The organism is Pseudarthrobacter sp. PvP090, assembly GCF_040547365.1.
Lineage (GTDB): Bacteria > Actinomycetota > Actinomycetes > Actinomycetales > Micrococcaceae > Arthrobacter.
In genome coordinates this window covers 1-11591 of sequence record NZ_JBEPPO010000003.1, presented here as the reverse complement: position 1 = coordinate 11591, position 11591 = coordinate 1, and the positions used below count along the sequence as shown (strand labels likewise).

Annotated in this window: 8 protein-coding genes and 1 rRNA gene; 3 read left to right on the top strand and 6 right to left on the bottom strand. The window is 67.6% G+C overall.

Going from position 1 to position 11591, the window contains the following annotated elements:
• Window positions 1–21: 21 nt before the first annotated feature.
• Together ABIC21_RS03790 and ABIC21_RS03785 are read right to left on the bottom strand one after the other, a co-directional pair.
• Entirely contained in the window at window positions 22–1344 is a 1323-nt protein-coding gene (locus ABIC21_RS03790; RefSeq protein WP_354349081.1) for a right-handed parallel beta-helix repeat-containing protein, read from the bottom strand.
• 193 nt (window positions 1345–1537) lie between these two features.
• Window positions 1538–2527 (bottom strand): LLM class flavin-dependent oxidoreductase, encoded by a 990-nt coding sequence (locus ABIC21_RS03785; RefSeq protein WP_354349080.1) that lies wholly within the window; start codon window positions 2525–2527, stop codon window positions 1538–1540.
• 354 nt (window positions 2528–2881) lie between these two features.
• Here ABIC21_RS03785 and ABIC21_RS03780 point away from each other — a divergent pair, with 354 nt between their 5' ends.
• The 3 genes from ABIC21_RS03780 (at window position 2882) to ABIC21_RS03770 (ending at window position 6392) form a co-directional block, all read left to right on the top strand.
• A complete protein-coding gene (locus ABIC21_RS03780; protein ID WP_354349079.1) occupies window positions 2882–3583 on the top strand; it encodes a type 1 glutamine amidotransferase domain-containing protein in 702 nt (233 codons plus the stop codon).
• A 63-nt stretch (window positions 3584–3646) separates the two neighbouring features.
• Window positions 3647–5326, top strand: a complete 1680-nt coding sequence (locus ABIC21_RS03775; RefSeq protein WP_354349078.1) for a helicase HerA-like domain-containing protein — start codon at window positions 3647–3649, stop codon at window positions 5324–5326.
• 73 nt (window positions 5327–5399) lie between these two features.
• On the top strand, window positions 5400–6392 hold the full coding sequence (locus ABIC21_RS03770; protein ID WP_354349077.1) for a hypothetical protein: 993 nt from the start codon (window positions 5400–5402) through the stop codon (window positions 6390–6392).
• Window positions 6393–6488: 96 nt separating this feature from the next.
• On the opposite strand, the gene ABIC21_RS03765 is transcribed toward ABIC21_RS03770, so the two are convergent.
• From ABIC21_RS03765 to rrf, 4 genes are all read right to left on the bottom strand, one after another.
• Window positions 6489–8450, bottom strand: coding sequence for an NHL domain-containing thioredoxin family protein (locus ABIC21_RS03765; RefSeq protein WP_354349076.1), 1962 nt, complete (start codon window positions 8448–8450; stop codon window positions 6489–6491).
• Window positions 8447–10609, bottom strand: coding sequence for a bifunctional copper resistance protein CopD/cytochrome c oxidase assembly protein (locus tag ABIC21_RS03760; protein WP_502935953.1), 2163 nt, complete (start codon window positions 10607–10609; stop codon window positions 8447–8449). The genes ABIC21_RS03765 and ABIC21_RS03760 overlap by 4 nt, the downstream gene beginning before the upstream one ends.
• A 144-nt stretch (window positions 10610–10753) precedes the next feature.
• Window positions 10754–11041: an HU family DNA-binding protein gene (locus ABIC21_RS03755; protein WP_024367639.1), complete on the bottom strand. Its 288-nt coding sequence runs from the start codon at window positions 11039–11041 to the stop codon at window positions 10754–10756.
• 463 nt (window positions 11042–11504) lie between these two features.
• Window positions 11505–11591: ribosomal RNA gene (gene rrf, locus ABIC21_RS03750) — 5S ribosomal RNA — on the bottom strand; the annotation flags it as partial.

Sequence of the window (11591 nt, the reverse complement as noted above, 5' to 3'; positions counted from 1 at the left end):
TCTTGTCAAGGCGGTGGGCCGCTAGCAGTCGGGTGAGTCGTACTCGTAGGCACCCGAATCGGCGGCGGTGGTGCCGGAGCAGTCCCCATTCTGGGCCGCCGTTTGTCCGCCCAGGTCCAAACCGGAGAATCCGTTACCTGCCCGATCGATCGCGGGACTCGACGCCGCCAAATGCAGGTCCGCGGGCGCGTTCGCAAACCGTGCCGGCGCGGTGGTGGAGCTGCCGCTGGGGGCAATGTTGGTCGGGCCGTTGAGGACATTCTGTTCCTCGGTCCAGCCGGAACCGTCCATCCAGACCGAATTGCGGACAGCCACCAGAATGTTTCCCCTGATGATCGTCGACCGCGGGCACGACGCGTGGCACACGACGGCCTGGGAATCGGGCCCGTCAAGCCAGACGGTGTTGTGTTCAAAGACGGTGCCGTTGGTCGGCCCAAAGGACGAAGCCGGGCCGCGGACGATCAGGCCCGTGGCCTGGGAGCACGTGGGTCCGCAGTCCGCCCGGATCACGTTGTAGCTGAAGCTGTTGCCATCGGCGGTCCGGTTCGAGCGCCCGATTTCGGAAAACACATTGTTGTCTATGGCCACGTTGTGGTGGATTCTGTTCCGGTTGCCGTTGTAGATCTCAATGGCGCTCCCGTCGTGGCCGAAGTCGTAGGAAGTCGCCGTGGAGCCGGTGAGCGTGTTGCCCGAAAACTCGTTGTCATTGCCGTTGATGAGGATCCCGAAGGCACCCGAATCGTCGGTGCAGTTGACGGCGTCGGCGGTTCCGCACGCTACCCCGGGGGTATTGACGTTCATGACGTTGTTGTCGGCCAGGGTGTTGTTTGTATAGCTGCCGAAATCAGATCCGTTCCCCACCTGGATGCCCACCGCGTTGTAGACTGCAGTCGAATTCCTGACGACTCCGTGGTCGCCGTAGATGCTGATTCCCGCGTAACCGCACCCCTCGGCGCGCAAGCCGTCGACGGCGACGAACCTGCCGTTTACCCTGAGGCAGCTTCCCAATTGCCCCACCACGATCGTCGGAGGACTTCCGTTGCCGTAGCCGTTTATGGTTATGGCCGACCTCGCCGTTCCGCTCTGGTTGACAATAAGACCTCCGGTCCAGGTGTCACCCCTGCGAAAGCTGACGGAGTCACCGGGTTCCAGAACGGTGCCGTTGACCTTCTCCAGCGACTTCCACGCGGACGCAGGCGAGAGCCCGTCATTGCTGTCGTCCCCGGCATCACTGACGTAGTAGGCCGTCCCGGCCGCTGATGCCGGCGATGACGCGCCCTGGAGCAGTCCGGCCAGCACCAGGAGAGTCATCAGCGTCGCGGCGGCAGTGGCTTTGATCTTCATACACACACCTGCATTTTTGGGCTGTGCTACTGCGGGTGCTGACACCTGCTGGCGGACCAGGCCGACACCCTGAGGGCCTTAACGCTAGGTGCGGGCCCCGGTGAAGTCAACGGCACACCCACCGCCGCACGGGACGGGTCCGGGGCGGGTTCGGCTGCTGCCGGCCAATCGGATCCGCGCGATGCTGGATCGGCTAGACGCGGACGAGCCCGGCGACCTCTGCCAGCAGTTCGACGGAGCGCAGCCGGGCCTCGGTGCCGGTGCTCTGGTGGGCGACGATGAGCTCGTCGGCGTCGGCGTGCGCTGCGAATTCGTCCAGGTACTCCAGCACCGCGTCCGGGGTGCCGACGGCGGAGTACTTCATCATCTGGGCCACGTGCTGGCCCTGCGGCGAGTCCAGGATCATGTCCGCCTCGTCGTCGCTGAACACGCGGCCGTTGCCGAAGAACAGCGAGACGCGGGCGCGTTTGGTGGCCTGGAACATTTCCTGCGCCTCGGCCGCGGAATCCGCGGCGATCACGTTGACGCCCGCGATCACGTGCGGGGCGTCCAGCTGCGCGGACGGCTGGAAGTCGCGGCGGTAGATGGCGACGGCGTCCTGCAGCGCGTTCGGCGCGAAGTGCGAGGCGAAGGCGTACGGCAGGCCCAGCTGCGCGGCGAGCCTGGCGCCGAACAGCGAGGATCCCAGGATGTACAGCGGCACATTGGTGCCCTTGCCCGGGGTGGCTTCCACACCTTGAATGCGGGTGGGGCCGGTCAGGTAGCCCTGGAGTTCCAGCACATCCTGCGGGAAACTGTCCGAGGACATTGGGTCGCGGCGAAGGGCCCGCAGCGTATTCTGGTCGCTGCCGGGCGCGCGGCCCAGGCCAAGGTCGATCCGTCCCGGGTGCAGGGTTTCGAGGGTGCCGAACTGCTCGGCGATTGTCAGCGGCGAGTGGTTGGGCAGCATCACCCCGCCGGCGCCGAGGCGGATGGTCCCGGTCTGCGCTGCGACATGGGCGATCAGCACACTCGTGGCCGATGAGGCGATAGCCGACATGTTGTGGTGCTCGGCGTACCAGACCCGCCGGTACCCCAGCTTCTCGGCAAGCTGCGCCATCGCGACGCTCCCCGCGAGGCTCTCAGCCGCCGTCTGGCCCTTGCCGATGGTTGCCAGGTCAAGGATGGAAAGCGGAACAGTCACGGAAAAGCCGGCCTTTCGTAGCGTGGAAGTCTCGGGTGCCGCGCCGGATTCCGGCTCGGGCACACTGTCGACAACGACGCCGGGCTCCGGGTTATTTCTGCCTCAGCTGTGGCGCTGCCCATGTAGCAGCTGCCCTGCTCCGGGCCGGGAAACCCGCCGGGCGGGTCGCTGGCTGGAATACGCAGCCGGCTGATGGAGTTGCCGCCCCTATGAGCCCCGACAGACTCACAGGTGGCCCTGGCCTGGCTGCTGCCAGCGTCGTGCTGGAAGACGAGACAGACGCCGAACTCGAAACAGCCCGCTTAATCCCGTACATCACCGCCGGCCGACTGGCCGGCAGAACAGGAGCCTGACATGGCTAGCATTCTGATGGTCGTATCCGCCGCCGATTCCCTCACCATGCGTGACGGCAGCGAACACCCCACCGGATACTGGGCCGAGGAACTCGTGGTTTCGCACCAGACCCTCCGCAGCGCCGGACACACTGTCCACATCGCCACGCCCGGCGGCACAAAGCCCACGGTGGACGAGGTGAGCCTGGCGGCCGAGTCCGCCGGCGGCCAGGACCGCGCCGACAGCTTCCGCAGGTACCTCGCAGAGATCGACGCCGAACTGTCCGCGCCGCGCGAGCTGGCCGACGTCGACCCCTCCGGCTACGACGCGATCGTCCTGCCCGGCGGCCACGGCCCGATGACCGATCTCTACCAGGACGCCGATCTCGGCAGGATCCTGACTGCGGCGAACTCCGCCGGCAGGATCATCGCACCCTTCTGCCACGGCCCAGCCGGCCTGCTGAGCGCAACGGACAACGCCGGGACGTTCGCCTTCGCGGGACGCCGCCTCACCGTTTTCACCAACGAGGAGGAACTCAGCGGCGGCACCGGCCCCAACACGCCGTGGTTCGTGGAGGACGCGCTGAAGGACAAGGGCGCGGTCGTCGAGAACGCCGCAGCCTGGAGCTCCCACGTGGTGCGCGACGGCAATCTGATCAGCGGCCAGAACCCGCAGTCCAGCGAGGACGTGGCGAAGGAAGTCCTCAAGGCCCTCGCCGAATAGAAGCACCAAAACAACTCCCGCCGAAGCCGGGTCCGGGTCGCCGGACCCGGCTAAGCTGTCCGCATGGCCATCAAATCCACCGCAGATAAAGTCGCCACCATCCAAAAGGGGTACACCCTCGAGGGCCCCACCATTGAGCTGGGCGCAGCGATCATCGACGGCGAAGTCCACAAGGAAGCCCCCGTCCGGCTGCCGCTGTCCATGATGAACCGCCACGGGCTGGTGGCCGGGGCAACCGGCACGGGCAAGACCGTCACCCTGCACATGATGGCCGAGCAGCTCTCCGCCGCCGGGGTTCCGGTGTTCCTGGCGGATATCAAGGGCGACTTGTCCGGGCTGGCCTCGGCCGCCACGGGCAGCGAAAAGCTGATGGCACGCACGGCCGGGATTGGCCAGCCCTGGTCCGGCAAGACGTTCCCTGTGGAGTTCCTGGCCCTGGGCGGCGACGGCAACGGCATCCCGGTCCGCGCCACCATCACGTCCTTCGGCCCCATCCTGCTCTCCCGGATCATGGAGCTCAACGACACGCAGGAATCGAGCCTGCAGCTGGTCTTCCACTTCGCGGACAAGAACAACCTCGAACTCATCGATCTGAAAGACCTGCGCGCCGTCATCCAGTTCCTCACCTCCGCGGAAGGCAAGGACGAGCTTGAGGAACTGGGCGGACTGTCGAAGGCGACGGCCGGTGTGATCCTCCGGGAACTCATCACGCTCGAGGCGCAGGGCATGGAGAAGTTCTTCGGCGAACCCGAGTTCGACACTGCCGAACTGATGCGCACCGCCCCGGACGGACGCGGCGTCATCACCTGCCTGGAGCTGCCCACCCTGCAGACCAAACCGATGCTGTTCTCGACCTTCCTGATGTGGCTGCTGGCCGACCTGTTCGACGACCTGCCCGAGGCCGGTGACCTGGACAAGCCCAAACTGGTGTTCTTCCTGGACGAGGCCCATCTGCTGTTCAACGGCGCCTCGAAGGCGTTCCTCGACGCCATCACCACCACTGTGCGGCTGATCCGGTCCAAGGGTGTCGGCATCTTCTTCGTCACCCAGACCCCCAAGGATGTCCCCGCGGAAGTCCTGGGGCAGCTCGCCAACCGCGTGCAGCACGCCCTCCGCGCCTACACGCCGGAGGACGCCAAGGCGCTCAAAGCCACCGTCTCCACGTTCCCGATGAGCGACTACGATCTTGAGGAAACCCTCACCTCCGCCGGGATCGGCGAGGCGGTCATCACCGTCATGAACGAGAAGGGCGCCCCGACGCCGGTGGCGCTCACGCGCCTGCGCGCGCCGGAATCCGTCATGGGGCCCAGCGTCGACACCCTGATCTCCAGCACGGTGGCCGACTCGGCGCTGCTGCCCAAGTACGGCACCGCCGTCGACAACGTCTCCGCCTACGAGAAGATCGCGGGGGAGGCCGCGGCGGACGGCGGCGCGGCGGCCCCCGCCCCGGCCCCCGGCGGCACTTCCGACGTCGACGCCGAGGCACGCCGGATCGAGGAGGAAATCCTGGGCCGCCCCAGCAGCCGGCCGGCTCCGGCACCCTCCCGGCAGGAGCCCAGGGAGGAACCCCGGCAGCCGCAACGGCGGACGGCGGACGACGGCGGCATGGCCGGAGACCTCGCCGGGGCCCTGGGCGGCGCCCTCGGCGGCGGACTCAAGAGCATGGCCCGCTCGCTCGGAACCCAGCTCGGCCGTGAACTGCTGCGCGGTGTCTTCGGCACCGCGCCCAGGCGCCGCCGCTAGGCGGACCTAGTCACGAGGGTCGCTTGTGACAAGGGAAATCCTGTGGGGTGCAGGTAACGTAAGGTAAGTGCAAATGAGTCAGGCGTTGGTCAGGATCGCAGCCGCGTGGCTGCTGGTCCTCATGCTTGCCGTTGCCGGAGCCATCGTCGCGATCAATGTCGTAAACAACTCCCTGGCGAGCCCGCAGCAGCCTGTCCGCGAATATCTCGATGCCCTGCAGAAGGGCGAAGGCGGGAAAGCCCTAGGCCTACTGCGCGCTTCCGTTCCCCAGAGCAACGCCGCCATGCTGGACGGCACGGCGCTGCAGACCGCCACCGCGCGGATCAACAGCATCAAATACGGCGATGCCGAGGACCGCGGCAACAACCAGGTCATGGTGCCGATCGACTACACGCTAGACGGCAGCGAGCTGCGGACCGAGTTCCTGGTGGAGAGATCCGGCACGGATTGGCTGTTTTTCCACAAATGGGCGCTTGTTCCAGGTGCCCTTCCGGTCCTGGACGTCACGGTGGTCAATGCCAGCGAGGCCACCCTCAACGGCGTTCCCGTGAACATGCCCAATGGCCGTAACTCCTTCGCCGTCTTCTACCCCGGCGAGTACGAGGCCTCCCTGGCCGGAGAGTACTTCTCCGCCGCACCCACCAAGGCCACGGTGTCCGGCAGGGACGTCCCCGTGCCACCGCTGAACCTGATGACAGAAGCCACCGACGGGCTGAAAAACGCGGTGGGCAGCAAGGTGAACGAGTTCCTGGACATCTGCGCCGACACGGCCGACAAGCAGCAGATGCTCCAGCCGGACTGCCCGTTCTACCACACCACCTACAACCGGGTCATCGACGGCACCATCGACTGGAGCATCACCGAGTACCCCGCCGTCAGCATCGAACCCTTCGGCGGACGCTGGGTGGTGGCGCCCTTGAACGGTAAAGCACGGATCCAGGCCGAGCAGGTGGATCTGTTCACCGGGGCCGTGACCGACCTCGACACCGTCCACGATTTCAGCTTCACCACGCGCCTGGACATCGACGCCGACACCATCAAGGTCACCCCGCTCCTGAGCTACTAGCCGCGCGGATCCGGGTGCCGGGTGAAAGCCGAAAGGCTGCTGTCCGTGCCGCGACGGTCACGGACAGCAGCCAAAACCTGGCCGCTGCGGCGGATGTCAGTCCATTCCGCGCAGGTCCAGCACCAGCTCGGTGTCGCCGTCGGCCTGCACCAGCACCGGGATGCCCCAGTCCTGCTGGTACAGGTGGCAGGCGGCGTGGTCCGGGATCTCGCCGTCGGCGTCCTCCGGGCCGTCGCAGGCAGCGGCGCGGGCGGTGATGTGCAGTACGCCCTCCGGCACGTCGGCGGAGAGTTCCAGGGTGCGTTGCAGTCCCACCGATGTTCCGCCGCCGGCCAGCAGCAGTTCCGGCGGGGTCGAGGAGATCTTCAGCTGGGTCGGGTCGCCCCAGCGGTCGTCCAGTTTCTGGCCCGTCGGCGCGGTGAAGCGGACCGACAGCTCCAGCAGCCCGGGAGCCACGGGGCTCTTGGGCCGGTGGGTCTGGGCCGCGCCCTCATCCACCTGCTGCGCTTCCTTGGGGATCGGAACGTACACCAGCTGGTGCTTGTTCGCCTCGACCACCACCAGCAGCGGCTCGGCGCCGGCGACCTGGGTGTGGTCCACAATCACGTCGGAGGGCTCGGACAGCCCGCGCGCCAGGGTGGAAACCGTGCCCGAGGCAGGATCATAGCGGCGGACGGCACCGTTGTAGGTGTCTGCGATCGCCACCGAGCCGTCCGGCAGCACGGTGACGCCCAGCGGGTGCTGCAGACGGGCTTCGGAGGCCTTCCCGTCGCGGAAGCCGAAGTCGAACAGGCCCTTGCCGACTGCGGACTCAACGGTGACGGCCCCGCCGTCGCCGATCACGAGCTTGCGCAGCGCCGAGGTTTCGGAGTCCGCCACCCAGATGTTGCCGTCGGCGTCCTCGGCGAGGCCGGAGGACTGGGCGAACCAGGCTTCCTCGGCCGGGCCGTCGAGCAGGCCCTCGAGGCCGTTGCCGGCGATGATGGACACGGCGCCGGAGCGCGGGTCGAAGCTGAAGATCTGGTGCACGCCGGCCATGGCGACGACGACGGCATGGAGTTTGGTGGACCAGACAACGTCCCAGGGCGAGCTGAGGGACACCTGCAGCGGATCCGCTTCCAGCCGGGCACCGTAGGCGGCGCCTTCCTCGTCCACCCGGGCCGGTCCCGTCTCGAGGAGCCGCTGCACGCCGTTGCCAGCCAGTGTGCTGACGGTGCCGCCCGCGAGGGACAGCCCGCGCAGGCGGTGGTTCACGGAATCGGCAATCACGACGTCGTAGCCGGTCTCGGCGGCGACGTCCTCCGGGAGCAGGACCAGGCCCTGGGGTTCGTTGAAGCGGGCCGTGGCGGCATTTCCGTCGGCGTGGCCCTTGTCGCCGGAGCCGTAGGTGGCCAGCACGGTCTGGAAGTCGGTGGAGAGCTCCACGAGGCGGTGGTGTCCGGTGTCGGTGACCAGCCAGGAACCCGCGCCCGAAGAGCTTCCGACGCCGCGGCCGTCGGGGAGGAACAGGGCCTTGCCGGGGAACCGCAGCGTGCCCGACGTCGGCTCCGGCGCCACATACGGCCCGTCGCCCCGGTGCAGCGTGCCCTTGGCCTCGTGCTCGGCGATCAGCTCCGGGATGAGCACGGCGAGGCCATCGGCGTGGCCTTCACCGGAGAGGTGCGCCACGATGTAGCCCTCGGGGTCGATGACCACCAGCGTGGGCCAGGCCCGCGCCGTGTAGGCCTTCCAGGTGTCCAGCTCGGGGTCGTCCAGGACCGGGTGGCGGATCTCGTAGCGTTCGACGGCGGCGGCCAGGGCCACGGGATCCGCCTCATGCTCGAACTTCGGGGAGTGCACGCCGACCGTGACGAGGACGTCGGAGTACTGCTGTTCGAGCGGACGGAGTTCGTCCAGCACGTGCAGGCAGTTGATGCAGCAGAACGTCCAGAAGTCGAGCAGCACGATCTTGCCGCGCAGGGATTCCAGGTCCAGTGATTTCCCGCCGGTGTTGAGCCAGTTGCGGCCCACCAGCTCGGAGGCCCGGACCCGGAGGTGGGTGCGTACGGTTTCGGTCATGAGCGTCCTTCCAGCTTTGAGTTGCGTTCGGCCAGCCGGGCATCGCGCTCGGCCAGCTTGGCAAACATATCGTTGTAAGCAGTGAGATCGGCGTCGTTATTCCTGTCCGCCGCCCGGTCGGTGCGCCTGGACTCCCGCGCATCGGAACGGGACCACTGGACGGCGACGCCGATCGCCACCAGCAGAGTGGGCACTTCCCCGATGCCCCAGGCCACAGCGCCGCCCATTTGCTGGTCCAGCAGGGCTGACGGGCCCCAGGCCCGGCCGAGGTTGCCGAAGTAGTCCGCGGCCAGCAGTCCGGTGCCGCCCATGATCGCGACGCCGAAGAAGGCGTGGAAACCCATGGTGGCCAGCAGGAGCAGCAGCCGCATGGGGTACGGCGCGCGCCGGGGCAGCGGGTCGGTGCCGATCATGGTGAGCACGAAGATGTAGCCGGTGAGGGCGAAGTGCAGGTTCATCAGTTCGTGGCCCACGTGGTCCCGCATCGCGTACCCGAACGCGTCCGAGTAGTAGAACAGCACGATCGAGCCGGCGAAGTTGGCGGCGGCGAACAGCGGATGCGTCACCAGCTGGGAGAACTTCGAGTGGATCAGGATCAGCAGCCATTCCCGCGGGCCGCGGGAGCTGTCGCGGCGCGCCGTGAGCGCACGCAGGGCCAGCGTCACCGGGGCGCCAAGGACCAGGAAAATGGGGGCCACCATGGTCAGCGCCATGTGGTCCACCATGTGCGCCGAGAACAGCACCCGGCCGTAGACCGCCGGAGGACCTGAGGTCACGTATGTGAGAACCCCTAGCCCGATCACCCAGTTGACGGCCCGGAACCAGGACCAGGAGTCCCCGCGCCGGAGGACCTTTCGCATTCCGAGGATGTAAGCCACCAAGCCAAAGGCCGCGACGGCGACCCAGAGCCAGTCGGGGCGCCATTCGGTCAGCCAGCGCTCCGGGGTGAGCTCCGGCGGCAGTTCGTAGCCTGAGACGATGAAAGCCGGCGAGGCGTCCGGCGCCAGGGCCTCGCCCTGCGGCGGCGCCGAGCGGCCGAGCGCGACGGCGATTCCCGACGTCGCCCCCATGATCAGCAGCTCCGCAACGACGAGCTGCCACAGCACGCGGCGGGCGGACAGCCCCCCTCCCTGGCTGCCCAGCTGGGGGATGACCCAGCTCCGATGCATCAGGCCGATGCCGCCGAGGACGAGGGTCGCTGCGGCTTTGGCCAGGATCAGCTGCCCGTAGGCCGAGCCGAAGAGGTCGTTCCAGGAAGTGAGGCGGATGCTGGAGTTGATCACGCCGGAGGCGAAGACGAGGACGAAGGCGAAGCCAGCCAAGGCGGAGAAGCGCCGGAACGTCGGCTCGGTGATATCCGGGCGGCCGCCGGACTTCGCACCGGACATGGCGCCTCCCAGCGTGCCGGAGAGCAGGGCCAGCGTGATGATGCCGCCCACCCAGGCCGACACCCCGACCAGGTGCAGGCCGAGCGAGTTGATGGCGCCTTCGTGGTCTGCGGAGCTGGCGGAGTGTCCGATCAGCGCTGAGGGGACGAGTCCGATGAGGGAGAGCACCAGGGTGGCCGCCAGGGCCCCCCGGGAGCGGACGCCAAAGAGGGCGGTGGTGACCACGGCGGCGATGATAACAACGGCAAGCCACGCGCGGCCGGTCTCGATGTCGGTCATGAAATAGACCAAGGAGCGGGTGAACTCCGGATCCCCGGAGATCGCCTGGCCGGCGATGTCCGAGTAGCTCAGCACCAGCACGGCAATCGCAGACAGCGTCCAGGCGGCCCCGGCGGCGGCGGTGACCGCCAGCGTCCGGGTGAAGGCGGGATGTTCCGGGGCGTCCCTGTCCTTGGACCGGGAGCCGGCGAGGGAGCGGGGCAGGATACCGACGGCGAAGAGCAAGCCGCCGATCACTGTGGCCAGCGCGATGTTGTGCACAGCCTTGCTGACCGGCAGGCCCCAGCGGACCAGGGCGCCCGGGTCGGAGACCTCGCGGGCGGCCGCGGCGCCGGAGAACACCAGCGCGGCGACAAGCCCGAGGAACAGCGCGGCAAGGCCGGCGAACAGCCAGGCCCGGGAGACTGCGCCGGAACCCGCAGCGGCGCCCCGCCCGCCCCCGGTCGGGGTGGGAGCGGCGGTGGTGGCACGGAGATTTGCTGCGGAAGGCACAGTTCCATTGTCCGCTACGCCCCGCCTGCCCGCCGAATCGGGCGCTGCCCATCACCTGCCCGGGCACGGGCGCCGGGCCTGGTGGTTAACCAAAAAGGAGCGGCGACCCAGAGGGTCGCCGCTCCTTCAAGCGTTCACAGAAGACTACTTCTTCTTGGAGACCGCAGCCTTCAGCTTCGAGCCGGCGGTCAGCTTGACGCTGTGGCCCGCGGCGATCTGGATGGTCTCGCCCGTCTGCGGGTTGCGGCCGGTGCGAGCTGCACGGTCGGTGCGCTCAACTGCGAGCCAGCCCGGGATGGTGATCTTTTCGCCGGCGGCGACAGAGGTCTCGAAGACCTCGAACAGTGCATCCAGCACGGAGTTGACGGCTGCCTGGCTGGTGCCGGCCTTGCCTGCTACCTCTGCAACAAGTTCACTACGGTTCTTAGCCATTTATGTCCTCCTGGACGGTCATGATTTCTGGAGCCTGCACACGGCATGCGCACAAGCCACTGTCCGAAAACTTACCAGCTTGCCGCCGCCGAGGTGGCAAATTCCGCGTGTTTTCGGCCTTTTTTGAGGAAAAACCCGGGAATCGGCGCCTTTCGAGGCATTATTTCGCCATCAGCGGACGCTCCCTCAGCTGGCGCAGGACCCGCCCCGATGCTCCCTCAGATCCTGCACGTTCCGGGGCGACGCCCCCGGCCCCCTTGGCGCCCGACGACGGCGGCCTCCCGCCGCTGCGGGTGACCTCACCCGTCCCCGCTGACGCCGCTTTGCTCCTGCGGCGCCGGAGCCGGAGGTCGAGGACCTGGACCCTGAACCAGGAGCTGAGGGTGGGTGCCGGTTGTGGTTTTGGGGTTAAATGCGGGAGAGCCCCAACCTGGTGGTTGGGGCTCTCGACCGTGTAATGATGTTCCGGCGGTGACCTACTCTCCCACACCCTCCCGGGTGCAGTACCATCGGCGCTGTGGGTCTTAGCTTCCGGGTTCGGAATGGGACC

What these genes read in the sequence shown, in the direction of transcription:
- ABIC21_RS03790 (WP_354349081.1), bottom strand. Translation starts at nt 1,344, where the DNA reads ATGAAGATCAAAGCCACTGCCGCCGCGACGCTGATGACTCTCCTGGTG.
- ABIC21_RS03780 (WP_354349079.1), top strand. Translation starts at nt 2,882, where the DNA reads ATGGCTAGCATTCTGATGGTCGTATCCGCCGCCGATTCCCTCACCATG.
- ABIC21_RS03775 (WP_354349078.1), top strand. Translation starts at nt 3,647, where the DNA reads ATGGCCATCAAATCCACCGCAGATAAAGTCGCCACCATCCAAAAGGGG.
- ABIC21_RS03770 (WP_354349077.1), top strand. Translation starts at nt 5,400, where the DNA reads ATGAGTCAGGCGTTGGTCAGGATCGCAGCCGCGTGGCTGCTGGTCCTC.
- ABIC21_RS03765 (WP_354349076.1), bottom strand. Translation starts at nt 8,450, where the DNA reads ATGACCGAAACCGTACGCACCCACCTCCGGGTCCGGGCCTCCGAGCTG.
- ABIC21_RS03755 (WP_024367639.1), bottom strand. Translation starts at nt 11,041, where the DNA reads ATGGCTAAGAACCGTAGTGAACTTGTTGCAGAGGTAGCAGGCAAGGCC.